We start from the raw sequence: 20,992 nt of genomic DNA on the forward strand, positions 1-20,992 counted from the left end.
AACCGAGGAGCGTTCCGATGGACGACGTCGTCCTGCGCGGACCACTGGTCGCCGATGGCACGGGCGCACCCGCCTACCGGGCGGATGTGGGGATCAAGGACGGCGTGATCTCGGCCGTCGGCACCGGGATCAGCGCCAGGCGGTCGATCGACGCCGGCGGGCTGGTGCTCGCGCCGGGGTTCATCGACATGCACTCGCACTCCGACCTGCGGGTGCTCGCCGAGCCCGACCACCTGGCGAAGGTCTCGCAGGGCGTCACGACCGAGGTGCTCGGCCAGGACGGCCTGTCCTACGCGCCGGTCGACGACGAGGTGCTCGCGACGTTGCGCGGCCAGCTCGCCGGGTGGAACGACGACCCGCCCGGCTTCGACTGGAACTGGCGCTCGGTCGGCGAGTACCTCGACCGGCTGGACCGGGGCATCGCGGTCAACGCCGCGTACCTGGTGCCGCAGGGGACGCTGCGGATGCTGGTCGTGGGCTGGGACGACCGGCCGCCGGCCGAGTCCGAGATGGACCGGATGAAGACCGTTCTGGCGCAATCGCTTGCGGAGGGCGCGGTCGGCATGTCGTCCGGGCTCACCTACACGCCCGGCATGTACGCGGACACCTCGGAGCTCGTGCAGCTGTGCGAGGTCGTCGGGCAGCACGGCGGGTTCTACAGCCCGCACCACCGCAGCTACGGCGCGGGCGCGCTGGAGGCGTACGCCGAGATGGTGGACGTCTCGAAGCGGTCGGGCTGCGCGCTGCACCTCGCGCACGCCACGATGAACTTCCCGGTGAACAAGGGCAAGGCGCCCGAGCTGCTGCGGCTGCTCGACGACGCGATCGCCGGCGGCGCCGACATCAGCCTCGACACCTACCCGTACCTGCCCGGCGCGACCTACCTGAGCGCGCTGCTGCCGTCGTGGGCCACCGAGGGCGGGCCGGAACGCGCGCTGGCCCGCCTGTCCGATGTGGACACCCGTGAGCGGATCAGGACGGAGATCGAGGAGACCGGTTCCGACGGCTGCCACGGCGTGCCGGTCGACTGGGACTCCATCGAGATCAACGGCGTGCGCAACGACCGCAACGCCCACCTGGTCGGCGCGAGCGTGCAGCGGTCGGCCACGCGCCTGGGCCGCGCGCCCGCCGACCTGTACTTCGACGTGTTGGTCGACGAACGCCTGGGTACCTCCTGCCTCATGCACGTCGGGCACGAGGAGAACGTGCAGGCGATCATGAAGCACCCGGCGCACACCGGCGGCAGCGACGGCCTGCTCGTCGGCGACCGCCCCCATCCGCGCGCGTGGGGGACGTTCCCCCGCTACTTCGCGCGCTACGTCCGCGAGCTGGGCGTGCTGAGCCTGGAGGAGTGCGTCGAGCACCTCACCGGCCGCGCCGCCCGGCGGCTGCGGCTCACCGACCGGGGTCTGGTCCGCGAGGGTTTCGCGGCCGACCTGGTGCTGTTCGACGCGGCCACGATCGCCGACACGGCGACCTTCGACCAGCCTCGGCAGCAGGCCACCGGCATCCCGTTCGTGTTCTGCAACGGGGTGCCGGTGATCGACGACGGAACCGCCACCGGCGCATTGCCAGGCCATTCACTCAGGAGCCGCTCGTGATCGACTGGTTGCAACACTCAACACCGGGTCTGCTGACCCTCGCGGTGGTCAGCATCGCGGTGCTGCTGCTCCTCATCATCAAGTTCAAGGTCGAGCCGTTCATCGCGCTGATCGTCGTCGCGCTGCTGGTGGCGCTGGCCGCCGGCGTGCCGACGGAGGCCCTGGTCGGGTCGGCGCAGAAGGCGTCGGACTCGTTGCTGGAGAAGGGCTTCGGCGGCATCCTCGGCCACATCGCCGCGATCATCGGGCTCGGCACGCTGCTGGGCGCGATCCTCGAGGCGTCCGGTGGCGCGCAGGTGCTGATGGACCGGCTGATGCGCGCGTTCGGCGAGAAGCGCGCGCCGGTCGCGATCGGCCTCGCCGGCCTGATCTTCGGTGTGCCGGTCTTCTTCGACATCGGCATCTTCGTGCTCGCGCCGCTGGTCTACGTGGCGGCCAAGCGCAGCGGCAAGTCGATCGTGCTGTTCAGCATGCCGTTGCTCGCGGGTCTGTCGGTCATGCACGCGTTCATGCCGCCGCACCCCGGTCCGGTGGCGGCGGCCGGTCTGCTGAAGGTCTCGCTGGGCTGGATCATCGTCATGGGTCTCGCCGTGGCGATCCCGTCCTGGTTCGTCGGCGGTGTCCTCTACTCGTACTGGATCGGCAAGCGCATCAACGTCCCGGTGCCGGAGGAGATGCTGGCCGCGGCCGAGCTGGCGCGCTCGGAGAACGGCTCCGACAAGACGCCACCGCCGCTGGGCCTGGTGCTCTCGATCATCGGCCTGCCGCTGGTGCTGATCCTCTCCGGCACGTTCGGCTCGATCTTGCTCACCAAGGGCACTCGCCTGTACTCGGTGGCGACGTTCTTCGGCACGCCCGCGGTGGCGCTGACGATCTCGGTGCTGCTGGCGTTCTGGCTGCTCGGGTTCCGGCGCGGCATGACCCGCGAGAAGGTCGCGGAGATGTCCGCCGCCTCGCTGAAGCCGGTCGCGATGATCCTGCTCGTGGTCGGTGCCGGTGGCTTCTTCGGTGCCGTGCTGGCCGCGACGGGCATCGGCAAGACGCTCGCGAACGAGCTGGCGGGCATCGGTCTCCCGGTGATCGCGCTGTCGTACGTGATCAGCTGCGTCATCCGGATCGCGCAGGGTTCCGCGACGGTCGCGATCGTGACGACCGCGGGCATCGTGGCGCCGGTGCTGGCGGACCTGAACTACTCGCAGCCCCAGCTCGCGCTGGTCGTCATGGCCATCGCGTCCGGCTCGATCATCGCCTCGCACGTCAACGACGGCGGGTTCTGGATCGTGTCGCGGTACTTCGGGCTGTCGGTGAAGGAGACGCTGCAGTCGTGGACGGTCCTCGAGACCATCCTCTCGGTGGTCGGTTTCGTGGTCGCCGGGCTGCTCAGCCTGATCGTCTGATCAGACAAAACCCAACAAGTTCCAACGCTTGACAACGCGGGCCCCGGATCTGAGGATCGGCACATTGTTCATTTGTGTTTGATGTGGACGGGGCCCGCATGAGCAACACGGAGGTCGTGCACCTGCACGACGACACCTCCAGCGTCGTCATCACGATCGAGGGCGCAGGCCTGCCGGTCGTGACGCACTGGGGGCGCACCCTCGGAGACCTCGACCAGGCCGCACTGCGCGGCCTGGTCGACGTCGTCTCGTGGAGCAACCCGAACAACACACCGGACGTCCCCGTCCCGCTCGCGCTGCTGCCCGACGCCGGTGCCGGGTACTCCGGCCGGCCCGGTCTACGCGGCCACCGCGGCGGCGCGCACTTCGCCCCGGCCCTGCGGGTGACGTCGTTCTCCGGTGAAGCCGGGATCTTCCGCTACGTCGCCTCGGACGAGGCCGCCGAGCTGACCGTGACCGGCACCGTCGAGCTGCTGGAGTCCGGCATGCTCCGCCTGCGGCACGTCGTCCGCAACGACGGCACGACGCCGTACGCGCTGGAGGGGCTGGAAACCGCGCTGCCGATCTCCGCGCACGCCACCGAGCTGCTCGACTTCACCGGCCGCTGGAGCCGGGAGCGCTCACCGCAGCGGCAGGCGCTGCACTACGGCTCGTGGGTGCGGGAGAGCCGGCGCGGGCGCACCGGGCACGACGCGACCATCGGGCTGCTGGCGGGCACGCCGGGGTTCTCGTTCCGCGCCGGCGAGGTGTGGGCGCTGCACGTGGCGTGGAGCGGCAACCACGTGACGTACGCGGAGAACCTGGTCGACGGATCGCCCGTGCTGGGCGGCGGCGAACTGCTGCTGCCCGGTGAGATGACGCTGGCACCGGGCCAGGAGTACGAGTCGCCGTGGCTGTACGCCGCCTACTCGCCGGCGGGCATCGACGGCATCAGCGCGGCGTTCCACCGCCGGCTGCGCGAGCGCGCGGCACGGCCGCGGCCGGTCGTGCTCAACACGTGGGAGGCCGTGTACTTCGACCACGACCTGGCGCGGCTGACGTCGCTGGCCGACACCGCCGCCGCCATGGGGGTCGAGCGGTTCGTGCTGGACGACGGCTGGTTCCGGCACCGCCGCGACGACACCGCGGGCCTGGGCGACTGGTACGTGGACGAGACCGTGTGGCCGGACGGGCTGACCCCGTTGATCGAGCACGTCCGCGCGCTCGGCATGGAGTTCGGCCTCTGGTTCGAACCGGAGATGGTCAACACGGACTCCGACCTCTACCGCGCCCACCCCGACTGGGTGCTCGGGCCGCGTCCCGGCGTGCTGCCGCCGCCCTCGCGCCACCAGCAGGTCCTCGACATCGCGAACCCCGACGCGTACGCGTACATCCTCGACCGCGTCTCGTCCGTGCTGTCGGACAACGACATCGGCTTCGTGAAGTGGGACCACAACCGCGACCTGATCGGCTCGCGCGTGCACGAGCAGACCGCGGCGTACTACCGGCTGCTGGACGAGCTGCGGCTGCGGCACCCGCACGTGGAGATCGAGAGCTGCTCCTCCGGCGGCGGGCGGATCGACCTCGGCGTGCTCGCGCGGACCGACCGGGTGTGGACGTCGGACTGCAACGACGCCCTGGAACGCCAGCTGATCCAGCGGTGGACGGGCGTGTTCCTGCCGCCGGAGCTGATGGGCGCGCACGTCGGTCCGACGAAGTCGCACACCACGGGACGCGTGCACGACCTGTCGTTCCGCGTGGCCACGGCGATGTTCGGGCACTTCGGCATCGAGTGGGACATCGACTCGGCCACCGAGGAGGAACGCGCCGGGCTGCGGGCCGCGATCGAGTACTACAAGGACGTGCGGGCGCTGGTGCACTCCGGTGTCACCGTGCACGCCGACCACCCCGACCCCGCCGCCTGGGTGCACGGCGTCGTCGCCGCCGACCGGTCGGAGGCCCTCTTCGGCTACTTCCAGCTCGCGACCTCCGTGCAGAACAAGCCGCGCCGGGTGCGGCTGCCCGGACTCGACCCCGCCCGCACGTACCGGCTCTCGTTCGACGCCCCCGCCGGACGGCCGCGGCTGACCCAGAGCGGCCCCGAGTCGTGGGAGCCGGTGGAGCTGCCCGGTTCGGTGCTGTCGGAGTCCGGCGTGCAGCTGCCGGTGCTGGAACCGGAGCAGGCGGTCCTGCTCCGCCTGCGGTAGCACGGGAAAGCCCCGGCGGTGCACGCCGGGGCTTCCCTCTCCCCTTCTACTGGCCGACGCGTGTTCCGCCGGCCCTGGTGGCCCACCACCTCCCGCCAACGCCCTGCACGTTGGCGTCACCGCGGATCCGGTCCCCTGCGACCAGGCGCCGCGGTCACCCCGCGGTGGTGAGCTGAACCTCCCGTGGCCTCTGACGCCCTGGACACGCGGGCCGGGCCGGAACGGTTCAAAAAGATCTCACCCCGCGAACATCGCCCGCTTCAGCGCAGGCAGGGCGCTCGCGGTCCGCAGCACGGTCTTGAACACCGTCCGCGCCACCGGGTTGCCGTCCGCGAACTGCCGGGCCGCCCGCAGCGAGTCGCGCACGGCCGCGAACCCGTAGGTGTACATCTCCGCCTCGTACCGCCCGATGGCCTCGACCGGGTCACCACCCCCGCCGAGCACCCGTGCCAGCAGCTGCGCGTCCCGCAACGCGACGTTCGCCCCGATCCCCCGCATCGGCGTCATGGCGTGGATGGCGTCGCCGAGCAGCGTGACCCGCGACGGCTCCCAGCGGTCGATCACCCGCGCCGACCTGATGTGCCACTGGGAGATCGTCTCCTCGGGCGAGTTCGCGACGATCCGGCGCAGGTCGGGACTCCACCGCGCGATCCGCCGCAGCACCTCCGCCCGCAGGTCCAGCCCGTCGTGGACGGTCAGGCCGGCCGCCGCGAACGCCCACATCAGGTACGGCCGCTCGTTGTCGAACAACAACCCGTCCGCGTCCGTGACGCCCAGCCCGTCGTGCACGGCGAGGAACATCCCGGCCCTGCCGGTCGGCACGATCGAGTTCGCGCGCACCGTCAGCGCCGACGGCACCCAGTCGTGCTCGTCCAGGAACAGCTTGCCCGCGATCGCGGCCACCCCGGCGTCCTCGGTGCCGGCGTGTGGCAGGTACTGCCCGCGCACCCGTGACCGGATGCCGTCCGCGCCGACGAGCACGTCACACGTCTCCGTCGTGCCGTCCGCGAAGTGCAGCGTGATGCCGTCGCCCTCCGAATAGCGCTCGAACCGCTTGCCGAACCGCACGTCCAGCCCGTCGAGCAGCACCTGCCGCAACGTGATCCGGCTGGCCGAGTAGTGGTTCTCCACCTCGGGGTCCAGCACCAGCAGCCGCGTGAGCCGCTCGGTCAGGAAGCCGAACCCGTCACCACCGGTCCGTCCGGCCGTGCGCTCGAACCGCTCCCAATTCGCCGCGGGCAGGCACTCCCGCAACGCGGCAGCGCCGTGCGGGTTGATGTGCACCCGATATCCCTGCAAGCGGTCCGTGCGCGAGCGATCGCGCTCGTACACCACCACGTCCACGCCGGCCTTGCGCAACCCGTGCGCCAGGCACAGCCCACCGATTCCCCCACCTACCACTGCGATCCCCATGGCACCCACTATCAACCGTATGGTTGATTAAGTCAACCAGTCAGCTGAAAACTCCGGTTGGGTTACCGTGTCGCCGTGGATCAACGCCGCTCTCCCAGTCCCGCGGAACGCAAGCGCGACCCGGAACGCACGCGGGCCCGCATCATGGAGGCGGCCACGGCGGAGTTCGCCGCGAAGGGCTACGCGGCGACCCGCACCACCGACATCGCGGCACGCGCGGGCGTGAACAAGCAGCTGATCTCGTACTACTTCGGCGGCAAGGAAGGTCTGTACCGCGAGATCGCCACGTCCTGGCACACCGAGGGCACGGCGATGGCGAGCACCGACCAGCCGCTGGACGAGGTGATCGCGGCGTTCGTGATGACCACGGTCCACAACCGCGACCAGGGCCGGCTGTGGGCGTGGGCGAACCTGTCCGGCGACATGCCCTCCGTGGACGGCGACTTCCTCCGGGCGCAGGCCGAGACGTTCCGCGCCCGCCAGGCCACCGGCGAGGTGCCCGCCGACCTCGACCCGACCATGCTGCTGCTGGCGCTGATGGCGGCGGCCTCGGCGCCGATGATGTTGCAGGAGACCGCGCGCCAGCTGACCGGCGAGGACCCGGCGACCCCCGAGTTCGCCGAGAAGTACGCCGCGCAGCTGGGCCGGTTGGTGCGTCACCTGTCGGCCCGCGACTGACTCCGGCCGCGTTTTTGTTCTCACGCGGTGCCGTGCAGCGCCTCCGCGCTCACCCGCACGTCAGTCGGGGCGGCTCGCGGCCTTGATCCGCAGCTGCTGCTTCAGGCCCTTCAGGCCGCCGCGCATCATCAGGTCGTGGTTGCCGCGGAAGAACGGCTTCGCGATCAGCACGAGCCGGCGCAGCAGCGCCTTGTGGACCACGACCTCCTGGTCGAACACCAGGTCCGTGCCGCCGTCGCGGCCGATGATCTCCCAGCTCGCAAAGCCTTCGAGGTCACCGGACAACGTGGCGCGCAGCAGGCCGGCCTGCTGGTTGCGGATGCTGTGGCGCACCCGCACGACCAGGTCGAACGGCAGGAACGACCGGCATCTGAGCTCGCCGGACTCGTCGTCGATCCTCGTCGCCGACCGGACCTCCGGCCACCACCGCGGGTAGTTCGCGATGTCGGACAGCACCTCGTACACGGCTTCCGGCGGCGCGCAGACGTGCCACACGCTGCGGAACCGGTAGCGGTTGAGTGACACGGCCGACATCATCCCGGATCACTCGGTGGAGTGACAGACTCTCGACAGAAGTCACATTGAGACGCTGACTCCGCGCGAGCGGGACTCGGCTCCAGCGCCGTTCGAGCGGAACCCGAGCCGGGCCGGGTTCACTTCTCTGCGAGGCGAGGAAGCCGTTCCAGGGTGCGCAGCCAGCCGATGGCCACGACGCGGCGGAGTGCCTGCTCCGACAGGTCGAGCGCCTCGGCGAGGCTGAAGGGGTATGCCACCGGCAGCCCGCGTGACGCCGTGAATGCGCGCTCGCGGTGGACCGACGTGTCGAGTGGGATCCTCACCCTGCCGCTGACACCTCCTCGTTGCCGAGCACCTGCAGCAGGAACTGCCCCGTGTAGCTCTCTTTCACCTCGGAGATCTGCTCGGGTGTGCCCTCTGCCACGACCATACCGCCGCCGGAGCCCCCTTCGGGACCCATGTCGACGACCCAGTCCGACGTCTTGATGACGTCGAGGTTGTGCTCGATGACGATGACGGTGTTGCCCTTGTCGACCAGGCCGTTGATCACGCCGAGCAGCTTGCGGATGTCCTCGAAGTGCAGACCCGTCGTTGGCTCGTCGAGGATGTAGACCGTCTTGCCGGTCGACCGCTTCTGCAGCTCCGACGCGAGCTTCACGCGCTGCGCCTCACCACCGGACAGCGTCGGCGCCGGCTGGCCCAGCCGCACGTACCCGAGACCGACGTCGACCAGCGTCCGCAGGTGGCGGTGGATGGCGTTGATCGGCTCGAAGAACGTGGCCGCCTCCTCGATCGGCATGTCGAGGACCTCGGAGATCGTCTTGCCCTTGTAGTGCACCTCGAGCGTCTCGCGGTTGTACCGCGCGCCCTTGCACACCTCGCAGGGGACGTAGACGTCCGGGAGGAAGTTCATCTCGATCTTGATCGTGCCGTCGCCCGCGCACGCCTCGCAGCGCCCGCCCTTGACGTTGAACGAGAACCGGCCCGGCTGGTAGCCGCGGACCTTCGCCTCGGTCGTGGCCGCGAAGAGCTTGCGGATGTGGTCGAACACGCCGGTGTAGGTCGCCGGGTTGGACCGCGGGGTGCGGCCGATCGGCGACTGGTCGACCTGCACCAGCTTGTCGACCAGGTCCAGGCCCTTGATCCGGGTGTGCCTGCCGGGCACCTGGCGCGCGCCGTTGAGCTTGTTCGCGAGCACGGTCGCGAGGATGTCGTTGACCAGCGTCGACTTGCCGGAGCCGGACACGCCCGTGACCGAGGTGAGCGAGCCGAGCGGGAACGACACCTCGATGCCGCGCAGGTTGTGCTCGCGCGCGCCGACGACCGTGAGCTGGCGCTTCTTGTCGATCTTGCGGCGCTTGGCGGGCATCGGGATCGACTTGCGGCCCGACAGGTACGCGCCGGTGATCGACTCCTTGTTCGTCAGCAGCTTCTTGTACGGGCCGCTGTGCACGACCTTGCCGCCGTGCTCGCCGGCGCCGGGGCCGATGTCGACCACCCAGTCCGACGTGCGGATCGTGTCCTCGTCGTGCTCGACGACGATCAGCGTGTTGCCCAGGTCGCGCAGCCTGGTCAGCGTCTCGATCAACCGGTGGTTGTCGCGCTGGTGCAGGCCGATCGACGGCTCGTCCAGCACGTACAGCACGCCGACCAGGCCGGAGCCGATCTGCGTGGCGAGCCGGATGCGCTGCGCCTCACCGCCGGACAGCGTGCCGGAGGCCCGGTCGAGCGAGAGGTAGTCGAGGCCGACGTCGAGCAGGAAGTGCAGGCGGGCCTGGATCTCCTTGAGCACGGCGCCCGCGATCATCGACTCGCGCTTGCCGAGCTTGAGGCCGTCGAGGAACTCCGAGCACTCGCCCACGCTCATCGCGCAGACCTCGGCGATGGACTTGTCGCCCTTGCGGCCGTGGTGCAGCGTGACCGCGAGGATCTCGGGCTTGAGGCGGGTACCGGCGCACGCGGGGCACGGGACCTCCCGCATGTAGCCCTCGTACTTCTCCCGCATGTAGTCGGACTCGGTCTGCTCCTGGCGCCGTTCGAGGAACGGGATGACGCCCTCGTAGTTGGCGTAGTAGGAGCGCTCGCGCCCGTAGCGGTTGCGGTAGCGGACGTGCACCTGCTCGTCGATGCCGTGCAGGATCGCCTTCTGCGCCTTCGCGGGCAGGTGGCGCCACTGCTGGTCCATCCGGTAGCCGATGGTCTCGCCGAGCGACTGCAGCAGGCGCGTGAAGTACTCGGCGGTCTGCCCGCCGGCCCACGGCGCGATGGCACCCTCTTCGAGCGTGAGCTCGTCGTCGGGGACGACCAGCTCCGGGTCGACCTCCTTGCGCACGCCGATGCCGGTGCAGACCACGCAGGCGCCGTACGGCGAGTTGAACGAGAACGACCGGGGCTCCAGGTCCTCGATCGCGAGCGGGTGGCCGTTCGGGCAGGCCAGGTTCTCCGAGAAGCCCCTGACCCGCTTCGGGTCGGTCTCCGGCAGGTCGACGAACTCCAGCTCGACCAGGCCGTCCGCCAGGCGCAGCGCCGTCTCCACCGAGTCGGTCAGGCGCTGCTTGGACGACGCCTTGACCGACAGCCGGTCGATGACGACCGCGATGTGGTGCTTCTCCTGCTTCTTGAGCTTGGGCACCTCGCCGAGCGCGTGCACGACGCCGTCGACCTTCGCGCGCGAGTAGCCCTGCGACTGCAGGTTCTGGAACAGGTCGAGGTACTCGCCCTTGCGGCCGCGGATGACCGGCGCGAGCACCTGGAACTTGGTGCCCTGCTCCATCGCGAGCACCTGGTCGACGATCTCCTGCGGCGTCTGCTTGCCGATCGCCTCGCCGCACTGCGGGCAGTGCGGCTTGCCGGCGCGGGCGTAGAGCAGGCGCAGGTAGTCGTAGACCTCGGTGATGGTGCCCACGGTCGAGCGCGGGTTGCGGCTCGTGGACTTCTGGTCGATCGACACCGCGGGCGAGAGGCCCTCGATGAAGTCGACGTCGGGCTTGTCCATCTGCCCGAGGAACTGGCGCGCGTAGGCGGAGAGCGACTCGACGTAACGGCGCTGGCCCTCGGCGAAGATGGTGTCGAACGCGAGGCTCGACTTGCCGGAGCCGGACAGCCCCGTGAACACGATGAGGCTGTCCCGCGGCAGGTCGAGATCCACGCTGCGCAGGTTGTGCTCGCGGGCGCCGCGAACGACAAGACGGTCTGCCACTGGGGTCCCTTCGGGGTGCTGTCGGCGGGTCACTCACGCCACTCTTCCGAACAAGCGTTCGAAGCGTACTAGCATCGGTTCGGCGGCTGCGTGCGACCCGACACCCATGCTAGGGGCGACCCCTGACAAAAACGGATCGGGCGGCTCACGCATTCCCCCGAGCGGCCTCCACCTCCTAGGCTGGACACTTCGATCAGCCTCAACGTCGGGGAGAGGCAGCACATGACCTACACGCCGTCCACGCAGCACACGTCGGTGCCGGCTCCGCGGGGAGTGCCCGAGCGGCACCTCACCGCGGTGCGGCAGGCGACGGACGTGCTGTTCGAGGTCGTCGGGGAGCTGGACGAGACCGCGGTGCGCGGTGCGAGCCTGCTGCCCGGCTGGACCCGCGGCCACGTCGTCACCCACCTCGCGCGCAACGCCGACGCGCTGGTGAACCTGCTCACCTGGGCCAAGACCGGGGTCGAGCACCAGGCGTACACGTCGCGGACGGACCGCGACGCCGACATCGAGGAGGGCTCCCGCCGGCTGCTGCAGGTGATCAAGGCCGACCTCGACTCCGCGTGCCAGCGCTTCGACGTGGCGTGCCGGGACATGCCCGCGCACGCGTGGCGCTCCGAGGTCAGCGCACCCAAGGGCGCGGTGATCGCGGCGTCCACGGTGCCGGTGCTGCGGCTGCGCGAGGTGTGGGTGCACCTGGTCGACCTGAACACCGGTGTGACGTTCGACGACCTGCCCGCCGACTTCGTGGTGGAGTTCCTCGACGACGCCGTGGAGCAGTTCGAGGGCCGGGTGGAGCCGTTCACGGTCGAGGTCGCGCTGCCGGACGGCACTCAGCGCAGCTGGGGGCTCAACGGCCCGCCCAGCCGCAGCTCGGTGAGCGGGTCCGCGAGCGCCGTGCTGGCGTGGCTGACCGGCCGCTCGGACGGCACCGGCGTGCGCGGCGAGCTGCCCGACCTGCCGGACTGGGTCTGAGTCAGCCACCGGTAGGCGGGCCGTTCGACGAACCTCGTCAACGCCCAGCCCAGCACCACCGCCGAGGCGAGGAACCCGGCCGGCAGCCACCCGGACCGCAGCCCGATGAAGTGCATGCGGTCCATCACCACGGTGCCGATCTGCTGGTGTGCCAGGTACACGCCGTAGGAGATGCCGGCGAGCCACGTCACCTGCTTCTGGACGGGGTTGAAGAACACCCAGTCGGGTCCAGCGGCGGCCGCGCACACCAGCAGTAGCAAAAGCCCGAAGCCCAGCGTTGATCCGTACTCGCTCGTGTGAACCGCCTGTGCCACCAAAGTGGCGGTCAGCAGCGCGGCCAGGTGCAGCGTGCCCATCCGGTGTTTGGACCACAGCCAGATGGCAATCCCTGCTGCGAACAGCTGCGCGCGGTGCAGCGCGAACCCGTTGTAGATCGTGAAGAGCGCGTGCGAGTGGTCCAGCAGCGGTCGCAGCAGCAGCGGCGTGACCACCAGCGCCCACAGGAAGATCCGCAGCTTCGTGCCGCGCAGTCGTTTGACCAGCAGCGCACCCGCGACGAACGCGCAGATCTGCACCGGCACGGTCCAGTAGGCGAAGTCGACGATGTCGACGTCCGGGAACCACTGGTTGATCAGCAGCAGGTTGTAGACGACGTCACGGCCGTCGAGCTGGCTCCACCCCTCCGGAGCGATCCACCTCTGCACGGAGTAGGTGAGCAGCACGGCGGCCATGTAGGCGGGCAGCAGCCGCGCGAGTCTTCTCCACACGAACCGGCCCGGCCGGCCGTGGCTGAGGGTCGCACAGGCGAAGAAGGCGGAGACGACCATCAGGGTGCTGGCACCCATCGACATCGGGAAGGTGAACGGCAACGGCCCCAGGTCGGGGTGGCTGCTGACACTCGTGAGCGTGGCGTGGTGGAGCAGCACGCACCCGATGGCGACCACCCTGAGCACGTCCCAGCTGACCCGCCGGGCCGCCTGGGGCTTGTGTCGTTGCGCTGGAATCACGATGAGGTGGGGACCTGTTCGTCGACGGGGTGTGGTGCGTTCGGAGTACGCGGCGACGGATTGTTGACCTTTACTTACCCTATGAGTGCAACCTGTATGCAACCTGAAGGTGTGCGTTGCACCGCGTCGAGCGACTACGGTCAGCCACCGTGGACGTACTCGAGAACTACACCGGTCACGTCGAGCCCGGCGGCCCCGCTGCCCGCCTCACCCTGCCGGCGCTGACCATCACGAAGATCTCCGTCGGGCCGATGGACAACAACGCCTACCTGCTCGTATGCCGGTCCACGAACGAGGCGTTGCTCATCGACGCCGCCAACGACCACGAGCGCCTGTCCGACCTCCTGGGCCACCACCCGGACCGTCCCCGCCTGCGCACGATCGTGACCACGCACCAGCACGCCGATCACTGGCAGGCGCTGACCGCACTGGCCGGCGAGCACGGCACCAGGACCGTCGCACACGAGCTGGACGCGGCCGTCCTGCCCGTCCAGCCGGACGTCCTGGTGGACCACAACGACACCATCGACGTGGGCGAAGTCCCCCTGACGGTGATCCACCTGCGCGGCCACACGCCGGGCTCGATCGCGATCTTGTACAAGGACCCGGAGGGCCACCCGCACCTCTTCACCGGAGATTCACTCTTTCCGGGGGGTGTGGGCAAGACCACCTCGCCCGACAACTTCGCGTCGCTCATCAACGACGTCGAGGACCGCCTCTTCGCGGTGCTGCCCGACGACACCCGGTTCTACCCCGGTCACGGCGACGACTCGACGCTCGGCGAGCAACGTCCCTCGCTGGCGGAGTGGCGCGCCCGCGGCTGGTGACTCCCGGCCTGCCGGAGAGCCCGTTCTCCGGCAGGCACCAGCAGACCTCGATGATCGTGACCGACTCGGGACGTTCAGCCACGACTGCGCTCCCCACGGATCGAAGTCGCCCACACGATCCTCGTCGTCACCGAAGAAACTCGTCAGCTTCCTGACGCATCCGGGAGTGGTCGACCTGAGGCAGGGTCCTGTGCCGTTCGACGAGTTCCTCAGCCGTCATTCGACGGCGACGAGGCAGGGGACGGAGCTCGGCGACCTCCACACCGTTTCGCGTCACGTGGTAGGTCTCGCCCGCCTCCACCGCGTCCATGACAGCGGCGGAGTGGTTGCGGAACTCCCGTTGGCTGATGACCTTCACCAGACGACCGTAGCCCGCGTAGCGCCATGAGCTACACCAGGCGGGTTGTGCACCGGCGGTCCAGCACCGCCACGATCCCCAGGGCGGCCGCCGCCACGCTCAGCAGCAGCCCCCACAGCGGCAGGTACTCCGCTTCCGGCAACTGCCCCCAGATCCGCCGGTAGTCGAGCAGGGGCTGCACGACCTGCCGGAACCCGAGGGTGAACCCGGCCAGCAGCAAGCCCAGCCCCACCGGCAGCGCCCGCAGGTGCGCCAGCACCGGCGCGGCGGTGGCGGCCGACGCCGTGACCGCCGCCAGTGCCAGCCCGATGATCAGCGACGCCAGCCCGCCCTGCGTCACGTCCGCGTACTCGCCGGTGATCTCGACCACCGCCACCATCAAAACGGCCAGCACCGCGCACGCCGCTGCCCCCACCACCGCCGCCCGCCGCAGCTGCGCCGCGAGCAGACCGACGCCGGTCCCGACCACCGCGGCCGGGGCGTACGTCGACAGCTGGCCGGCGGCGAGGTACATGGCGAGCGTGACCGGTGCGGCCACCGCGAACAGCACGAGACCCGCCGTCGCGGTCCTGAGCAGCGCGCCCCGGCCCAGCGCGATCGCGAGCCCGGCGGTGGCGACCAGCAGCACCACGCCCACCGCAGCGGCCTGGCCACCGACGACCGCGACCAGGACCGAAAGCACCGCGGCGATCACACCCACGACCCTGGTGCGCGTGGTCAGCGGCTCGGCCGGCGACACCTCGCCCCTCCGCACGGCCACGACCGCCAGCACGGCGCCGGCCACCGCGAGGCCTGCCAGCGTCAGCTCGACGGCGGGTGGCCGCAGGGGGCTGGACAGCCACGACAGCCCGAGGAACAGCGTCGCCAGCAGCTGCACCGCGACGACCAGGGCGGCCAGTGCGGCGTCCCGCGCGGCCGAGAGCGCGCCGATGACGATCAGCACGGCCCCGGCAGTTCCCAGCGACCCGACGATGCCCGCGATGCCCGGCCGATGGCTTGTGAGGTGCGCGTGCGACTCGGCGGTCGCCACGAGCGCGCCGAGCGTGCCCGCCACCAGCAGCCACGGCCACCGCCGCGAGAACCACACGCCCGCGACCGCCGCCACCGCGGGCATTCCGAGCGTGGCGAAGGCGTACCTGCTCAGCCCGAAGTGCGCGGCGCGCGTGGAGACCAGGTCGGTGTCGCTGACGGTGAACAGGGCCAGCAGCGCCAGCACGACCGGTCCCCAGAGCCAGCCGAGCTCACGTCGGGTGTTCCGCACAGCGCGGAACGTAGCCCAGCCACCGCGCGGCCGGGGCGGGTTCGGCTCAGCCGGCCGCGTCGAGCAGGTCGAGGTAGCCGCCGGTGATGCGCCACAACGCGTCCGAGTGCGGCGTCAGCTTGCCGGGGGCGTACCGGTGCTCGGTGTAGGCCCGCTGGGCGGCGCGCATCGCCGCGAGGCTCACCGCCAGCTCCTCCTCGACGCGTTTGCGCAGCTCATCCGGCGCGGGCGCGGCCTGGCGGACCAGCTCGGCCGTGCCGTCGCCCATGGCGACGAGCGTCTCCTCCGCGATGCCGTCGGCCGCGCTCCAGACCAGCGCGGGCCGTTCGATCCGGTGGTTCCACACCGGTGCGCCCGCCGACCGCCAGTACGGCGTGAACGGGTTGCGTGACAACCGCGTCGAGTTCGCCCAGTGCTCGGCGCCGGCCGGTTCGCTCAGCCACGGCACCTCGTCCACCGGCAGGTCGGTCACCAGCGCGACCTCGATCGTCTCCAGGTCGCGCGGCACGCCCAGCAGGTCGCCGAAAGCCCACAGCTCGACCACCTGGAACCGGAAGAACGAGCTGGGCAGGTCCGCACACTTCTCCGCGAGCTCACCCAGGTGGTGCACGGCACGAGTCCACTTCACCCGCACGATCCTCCCCCATCATGTGCGTGGTGCCCGAACTGACCGCCACCGAGATCGCCCACGCCGTGAACACCGGCGCCACCACGGCCGTCGAGCAGGTTTCCGCCGCCCTTGCCCGCCTCGCCAGTGTGGAACCGGCGCTGTGCGCGTTCGCCGAGGTGTTCGGCTCCGCCGTGGACGACGCCGCCGCCGTCGACCGCCGGGTGCGCTCCTCGCCGCTGCCCTTCGCCGGGGTCCCGATCGCGGTCAAGCGCGGCGAACGGCGCGCGCACCGGGAGCGGTTGACCGCCCTGGGCTGTGTCCCGATCGGACTGACCACCACGCCGGACGGCACGACGCCGTGGCAGACGTGGGGCCGCAACGCCCGTGGCGTGACCCGCAACCCGTGGCACCCCGACCGCACGCCCGGCGGTTCGTCGGCCGGTTCCGCGGTGGCCGTCGCGTCGGGGGTCGTCCCGCTGGCGACCGGGGTGGACGGTGCGGGCTCGATCCGCATCCCCGCCGCGTGGTGCGGTGTCCTCGGCCTGAAGACGACCTCCGCCGAACGCTCCGCCGTCGGCGTCTTCGTCCGCCACCCCGACGACCTGGCCCTCTACCTGGCCTGCCGCGAACCCGCCCCGGTGCGGGCGGCGTGGTCACCTGACCTGGGCTTCGCGTCCGTCGACCCGGACCAGATCGCGGTGGCCCACCGCGCCGCCCTCGCGCTGCACCCCCGCCCGGCCGACCTCGTGCTGGCCGACCCGGCCGACGACTGGTTCGCCGGCCGCTGCGGCCCCAACCCCGCGCTGGACGCGTTCTTCGAGACCACCGACCTGCTGCTCACGCCGTGCACGCCCGGCCCGCCGCACGGCCACGACGGTCCCGGCACCCGGATGAACACCAGCCTGACCTGGGCGTTCAACCTCAGCGGGCATCCGGCGGTGAGCATCCCGGCCGGCTTCTCCGACGGCCTGCCGGTCGGGCTGCAGGCCGTCGCGCGCCACGGCCGTGAGGCCGACCTCGTCACCGCCGCCCGGCTCGTCGCCGCACCGCGGGACTGAGTCGGCCACGGTTCGGGCCGGTCCACCTCGATCCCCGGCCCAGGTGCGGTCCCCTCGCCGGCCGAGGAGGCAAAGCGACGGAGGGCTCTCGCCGGGTGGTGGAGCGTGGGAGGACGGCGGCGGACTCCGTGGGCACGAACCTCAGCAGGGCCGGGTCAGGGGCCGGAAGTCCGCTCGACGGGGTGACGCGGACGGTGCGTGGCGCCAGGTCGGCATGCGCGCCCGCAAACGCGCCGTCAAGGCGGAGGTGCCGCTCGGTGGCGTGGGCCGGTTTCCGCACCCGCCGCGACGCCGGTGAGTTCAAGCGGTTGATCGACGTGCACGGCACCGGCGACATCACCCCGCCGGCCGATGTTGCCCCGCTGAGGTGGAGCTCCGGCCGCACCACCAGGACGGCCCGCGGGCCGGCAGCCGCGGCACCGTCAGACCCCGTCGGTAGCCTCAGCGGGCATGGAGGTCGAGATCTACACCGACGGCGCGTGCAGCCCGAACCCGGGACCGGGTGGCTGGGGCGCGGTCCTGCGCTACGGCACGCACGAGAAGGACATCTACGGCGGTGACATCGGCCCGACCACGAACAACCGCATGGAGCTGATGGCGCCGATCATGGCGCTGGAGGGCCTGACCCGGCGCTCGACCGTGCGGCTGTACACGGACAGCACGTACGTCCGCAACGGCATCACGTCCTGGGTGCACGGCTGGAAGGCCAACGGGTGGCTCACGAAGTCGCGGGAGCCGGTCAAGAACGCCGACCTGTGGCGCCGGCTGGAGGCCGCGGCGAACCAGCACGACGTCGAGTGGCACTGGGTCAAGGGGCACGCCGGGCATCCGGAGAACGAGCGCGCCGACCGCCTCGCCGTGCGCGGGGTCGAGGAGGTGACGGGGCGGGAGATCAGCCAGCCGCAGGCGAAACCGCGGAAGGCGGCGGCGCCGAGGCAGCCGCAGAAGCCGAGCGACAACCCGTGTGGCGCGCCCACCAAGAAGGGCACGCCGTGCCCGATCACCGCGGGTTCGAGCGGGCTGTGCCACGTGCACGACCCGGCCTTGCAATGCGGTGCCCTCACGAAGAAGGGCACGCCCTGCACCATCGCGACCGGGGGCGGCCGGTGCGAGCACCACCAGGACGCGCTCGAACTGTTCGGCTGACGCCGGAGGGACGGGGGCGCAGCGATCGTCTGGGCCGGGCTGTCGCTGGACGCAGAGGTGGGCGTGCGGGAACACCCGGCACCGCCCGCATCACCGAGCCGGAGTCGTTGCAGCGCCTCGGTCCTGGGTCGCGTAGCGGGAGTGCACGGCGGGCTGGCCCGTGTAGTTGGGACCGGCCCGGTCGTCCGCGCCCAGGTAGTCGAACGGCAACGCCGGCCGCCCGGCACCGGTGAAGCTGACAAGGCGTTTTCTGTTGTCATAAACGAATCCGGCCGCACGCAACGCCGTGGTGAGCACACGGCCGTATGCGCTGCCGTCGGCACGACGCACGCTGGCGACGTCGAAGTTCGCGATGAACCGGCCGCCCGGCGCCAGCCACGACACCGCACGGGTCAGCAGGCAGAGCTTGTCGCCCACGTAGTGCAGCCCGTGCACGCAGGTCACGAGGTCGACGGGCGCGGGTGGCTCCCACCGGTCGGCCGGGGCGGTCACGAACCGCAGGCCGGGGCGCTCGGGCACGTGGTGGTCGACCAGGTCCACGCCGGTGATCGTCACGTCGTCGCGCGCGGCCTCCGCGAGTGCTCTGCCCGAGCCGCAGCAGAGGTCGACCCAGCGCGTCCCGGGCGGGAGCGCCAGGTCCGTGCCCAGCTCACGGCGGTATCCGGCGAGACCGCGTTCCCGGTTCATGGCGCAGTTCGCCACGACCGACGAGCGCCACAGCGCCTCGTCGTCGAGCAGGCTCATCAGAACACCTTGGCCAGCCGGGCCATGCCCTCGGCGATCTCCTCGACGGTGTTGGTGGTGAAGGACATCCGGAACGTCGCGTGATCCGGTGTGGTCGCGAAGAACGACGCGCCGGGCACGAACGCGACGTCGTGGTCCAGCGCCTCCTTCAGCAGCACGGCGGTGTCCACGTCGCCGGGAAGCCGCAGCCACACGAACATGCCGCCGTCCGGTTCGCTCCACGTGGTGCCGTCCGGAACGGTCGCGGGCAGTGCGCCGATCATCGCGTCGCGCCGCCGCCCGTACTCCACGCAGAGCCGTGCCACGTGCGCGTCGAGGTCGTTGTGCGCCAGGTACACCGCCGCGGCGGCTTGGTCCACACTGGACGTGTGCAGGTCGGCGGCCTGCTTCACGATCACGAGCGTCCGCAGCAGGTCCGCCGGAGCACGCAGCCAGCCGAGCCGCAGGCCGGGAGCGCCGATCTTCGAGAAGCTGCCGAGGTAGATGGTTCGATCGCTGATCGATGCGAGCGGCGCGACCGCGGTGCCCCGGTAGCGGAGCTCGCCGTACGGGTCGTCCTCGACGACCCAGAGGTCGTGTGCCGCGGCGATCGAGGCGACCTCGGCCCTGCGCGCGGCGGACAGCGTGCGGCCGGTCGGGTTCGCGAACGTCGGGACGAGGTAGAGCAGCGACGGGCGGTGCGTGGCCACGACCTCGCGCAACGAAGCCGGATCGAGGCCGTCGGCGTCGCTCGCGACCGGGACGATGCGGGCTCCCACCATCTGGAAACACTGCAGTGCGGCCAAATACGTGGGTTCCTCGACCGCGACGACGGCGCCGGGCTCCAGCAGCGCCGTCGCGACGAGTGCCAGCGCCTGCTGCGAGCCGGTGGTGACGAGCACGTCCGATGTGGGCAGTCCGCGGCCCGTCAGGCGCTCGCAGATCAGGCCACGCAGCGTGGAATTTCCTTCTGTGGGGGCATATTGCAGTACTGAACGGTCCCGCAACGCCTCGTCGAAGGCGGCGCGCAGACCGTCCAGGTCGAACAGCTCGGGTGCGGGAAGCCCGCCGGCGAAGGAGATCACCTCGGGGCGGGCGGTGAGCGCGAGGAGGTCGCGCACCGGGGAACTGGCGACGTCGAGGGCGCGGTGCATGAACGCGACGGTAACCGCAGCGAGGCTCCAGCCGATCACGGATTTTTTGTCAGGGTCGATGGCTAGTTTGGACCCATGGACATCGAGAAGCGTGAAGAGCAGCCCTATGCGGCGATCAAGGCGACGGTGACGCCGGAGACGATCGGCAAGATCGCCGACCGGTTCGAAGAAGTCATGCGGTGGCTGGCCGACCGCGAGTTACCGATCCTCGGCGCACCGTTCGTCCGGTACTTACGCGTGACGGACACCGAGTTCGAGGTGGAGGCCGCCATCCCCACCATCGCCGAGGTGCCCGCGTCGGGCGACGTGTTCTGCTCGACGCTGCCGGCCGGGCGGTACGCGGTGGAGACGCACGAGGGCCATCCGGACGGGCTCGCCGGGGTGACCGAGCGGTTGCTGGGCAGAGACCTGCCGTTCGACCGCGAGGGTGACCGCTGGGGCGCGCGCCTGGAGACGTTCTTCACCGACCCGGCGGTGCAACCGGACCCGCACAGATGGACGACGGAGGTGGCCATCCGGCTCACCGACTGATCCCCTGGCAGGAATATGCCTCTCGGGCTATATTGCTGACATGGCATCTACCTTCGCCGTGCTGGCGGATCCGAGTCGCCGGGAGATCCTCGACCTGCTGCGTGAGGGCGAACGGCCGGTCGGCGACCTCGTCGACCGGCTGGCGCTGACCCAGCCGACCGTGTCGAAGCACCTCAAGGTGCTGCGCGAGGCCGGTCTGGTCGAGGTGCGCACCGACGCCCAGCGCCGCTGGTACCGGGTCGACCCGCGCCCGCTGGCCGAGGTCGAGGCCTGGCTCGCGCCCTACCGGGCGATGTGGGAGAAGAGCCTGGACGCGCTGGAACGACGACTCGACGAGATCGAAGGGGCCTGA

18 protein-coding genes and 2 pseudogenes are annotated in these 20,992 nt (G+C 70.7%); 10 read left to right on the top strand and 10 right to left on the bottom strand.

All coding sequences use genetic code 11. The annotated features are described in order from the left end of the window. The first annotated feature begins 17 nt into the window (after positions 1 to 17). The 3 genes from ADL03_RS26100 (at position 18) to ADL03_RS26110 (ending at position 5,184) form a co-directional block, all read left to right on the top strand. Positions 18 to 1,601 (top strand): amidohydrolase family protein, encoded by a 1,584-nt coding sequence (locus ADL03_RS26100; protein ID WP_053736190.1) that lies wholly within the window; start codon positions 18 to 20, stop codon positions 1,599 to 1,601. After that, a complete protein-coding gene (locus ADL03_RS26105) occupies positions 1,598 to 2,998 on the top strand; it encodes a GntP family permease (RefSeq protein WP_053736191.1) in 1,401 nt (466 codons plus the stop codon). The genes ADL03_RS26100 and ADL03_RS26105 overlap by 4 nt, the downstream gene beginning before the upstream one ends. Before the next feature lie 98 nt (positions 2,999 to 3,096). Further along, on the top strand, positions 3,097 to 5,184 hold the full coding sequence (locus ADL03_RS26110) for an alpha-galactosidase (protein ID WP_053736192.1): 2,088 nt from the start codon (positions 3,097 to 3,099) through the stop codon (positions 5,182 to 5,184). Between the two features lie 237 nt (positions 5,185 to 5,421). Here ADL03_RS26110 and ADL03_RS26115 read toward each other — a convergent pair whose 3' ends face one another. Next, positions 5,422 to 6,597: an NAD(P)/FAD-dependent oxidoreductase gene (locus ADL03_RS26115; protein ID WP_063798709.1), complete on the bottom strand. Its 1,176-nt coding sequence runs from the start codon at positions 6,595 to 6,597 to the stop codon at positions 5,422 to 5,424. A 75-nt stretch (positions 6,598 to 6,672) separates the two neighbouring features. Between ADL03_RS26115 and ADL03_RS26120 the strand changes: the two genes are divergently transcribed. Continuing rightward, positions 6,673 to 7,275, top strand: a complete 603-nt coding sequence (locus ADL03_RS26120) for a TetR/AcrR family transcriptional regulator (protein ID WP_053736224.1) — start codon at positions 6,673 to 6,675, stop codon at positions 7,273 to 7,275. Between the two features lie 60 nt (positions 7,276 to 7,335). Here the strand turns inward: ADL03_RS26120 and ADL03_RS26125 are convergent, their stop codons facing one another. From ADL03_RS26125 to uvrA, 3 genes are all read right to left on the bottom strand, one after another. Then, positions 7,336 to 7,800, bottom strand: coding sequence for an SRPBCC family protein (locus ADL03_RS26125; RefSeq protein WP_157529237.1), 465 nt, complete (start codon positions 7,798 to 7,800; stop codon positions 7,336 to 7,338). Positions 7,801 to 7,928: 128 nt separating this feature from the next. Further along, positions 7,929 to 8,114 (bottom strand): hypothetical protein, encoded by a 186-nt coding sequence (locus ADL03_RS26130; protein ID WP_053736194.1) that lies wholly within the window; start codon positions 8,112 to 8,114, stop codon positions 7,929 to 7,931. Beyond that, the gene (gene uvrA, locus ADL03_RS26135) at positions 8,111 to 10,990 is read right to left on the bottom strand and encodes an excinuclease ABC subunit UvrA (protein ID WP_053736195.1); all 2,880 of its coding nucleotides are present in this window, start codon (positions 10,988 to 10,990) and stop codon (positions 8,111 to 8,113) included. Before uvrA ends, ADL03_RS26130 begins: the two co-directional genes overlap by 4 nt. 222 nt (positions 10,991 to 11,212) lie before the next feature. On the opposite strand from uvrA, the gene ADL03_RS49780 reads away from it, so the two are divergent. Beyond that, positions 11,213 to 11,965, top strand: a complete 753-nt coding sequence (locus ADL03_RS49780; RefSeq protein WP_082373484.1) for a maleylpyruvate isomerase family mycothiol-dependent enzyme — start codon at positions 11,213 to 11,215, stop codon at positions 11,963 to 11,965. Positions 11,966 to 12,015: 50 nt separating this feature from the next. Here ADL03_RS49780 and ADL03_RS26140 read toward each other — a convergent pair. After that, positions 12,016 to 12,972, bottom strand: a pseudogene (locus ADL03_RS26140) (acyltransferase family protein); the annotation flags it as partial. Between the two features lie 149 nt (positions 12,973 to 13,121). On the opposite strand from ADL03_RS26140, the gene ADL03_RS26145 reads away from it, so the two are divergent. Further along, positions 13,122 to 13,799 carry an MBL fold metallo-hydrolase gene (locus ADL03_RS26145; RefSeq protein WP_053736196.1) on the top strand — a complete coding sequence of 226 codons (678 nt, stop codon included), beginning with the start codon at positions 13,122 to 13,124 and terminating at the stop codon, positions 13,797 to 13,799. Between the two features lie 127 nt (positions 13,800 to 13,926). Here the strand turns inward: ADL03_RS26145 and ADL03_RS26150 are convergent, their stop codons facing one another. Genes ADL03_RS26150 through ADL03_RS26160 form a run of 3 tightly spaced genes read right to left on the bottom strand, consistent with a single transcriptional unit; the run spans position 13,927 to position 16,046 of the window. Next, the gene (locus tag ADL03_RS26150; protein WP_231642268.1) at positions 13,927 to 14,157 is read right to left on the bottom strand and encodes a type II toxin-antitoxin system Phd/YefM family antitoxin; all 231 of its coding nucleotides are present in this window, start codon (positions 14,155 to 14,157) and stop codon (positions 13,927 to 13,929) included. A gap of 31 nt (positions 14,158 to 14,188) precedes the next feature. Then, positions 14,189 to 15,418 carry a hypothetical protein gene (locus ADL03_RS26155; RefSeq protein WP_053736197.1) on the bottom strand — a complete coding sequence of 410 codons (1,230 nt, stop codon included), beginning with the start codon at positions 15,416 to 15,418 and terminating at the stop codon, positions 14,189 to 14,191. A gap of 46 nt (positions 15,419 to 15,464) precedes the next feature. Next, positions 15,465 to 16,046, bottom strand: a complete 582-nt coding sequence (locus tag ADL03_RS26160) for a hypothetical protein (RefSeq protein WP_157529239.1) — start codon at positions 16,044 to 16,046, stop codon at positions 15,465 to 15,467. Between the two features lie 29 nt (positions 16,047 to 16,075). Between ADL03_RS26160 and ADL03_RS50530 the strand changes: the two genes are divergently transcribed. Both ADL03_RS50530 and rnhA read left to right on the top strand, forming a co-directional pair. Further along, the gene (locus ADL03_RS50530; protein WP_304438813.1) at positions 16,076 to 17,086 is read left to right on the top strand and encodes an amidase; all 1,011 of its coding nucleotides are present in this window, start codon (positions 16,076 to 16,078) and stop codon (positions 17,084 to 17,086) included. A 450-nt stretch (positions 17,087 to 17,536) separates the two neighbouring features. Further along, positions 17,537 to 17,971: pseudogene (gene rnhA, locus ADL03_RS49795) on the top strand (ribonuclease HI); the annotation flags it as partial. Between the two features lie 351 nt (positions 17,972 to 18,322). Here the strand turns inward: rnhA and ADL03_RS26175 are convergent. After that, positions 18,323 to 18,976, bottom strand: coding sequence for a trans-aconitate 2-methyltransferase (locus tag ADL03_RS26175; RefSeq protein WP_053736200.1), 654 nt, complete (start codon positions 18,974 to 18,976; stop codon positions 18,323 to 18,325). Beyond that, positions 18,976 to 20,109 (bottom strand): PLP-dependent aminotransferase family protein, encoded by a 1,134-nt coding sequence (locus ADL03_RS26180; protein ID WP_053736227.1) that lies wholly within the window; start codon positions 20,107 to 20,109, stop codon positions 18,976 to 18,978. The genes ADL03_RS26175 and ADL03_RS26180 overlap by 1 nt, the downstream gene beginning before the upstream one ends. 75 nt (positions 20,110 to 20,184) lie before the next feature. Here ADL03_RS26180 and ADL03_RS26185 point away from each other — a divergent pair, with 75 nt between their 5' ends. Together ADL03_RS26185 and ADL03_RS26190 are read left to right on the top strand one after the other, a co-directional pair. Continuing rightward, positions 20,185 to 20,640: a GyrI-like domain-containing protein gene (locus tag ADL03_RS26185; RefSeq protein ID WP_053736201.1), complete on the top strand. Its 456-nt coding sequence runs from the start codon at positions 20,185 to 20,187 to the stop codon at positions 20,638 to 20,640. Positions 20,641 to 20,680: 40 nt separating this feature from the next. Continuing rightward, the gene (locus tag ADL03_RS26190) at positions 20,681 to 20,992 is read left to right on the top strand and encodes a helix-turn-helix transcriptional regulator (RefSeq protein ID WP_053736202.1); all 312 of its coding nucleotides are present in this window, start codon (positions 20,681 to 20,683) and stop codon (positions 20,990 to 20,992) included.

Source organism: Nocardia sp. NRRL S-836, from assembly GCF_001279525.1.
Taxonomy (GTDB): Bacteria; Actinomycetota; Actinomycetes; order Mycobacteriales; family Pseudonocardiaceae; genus Lentzea.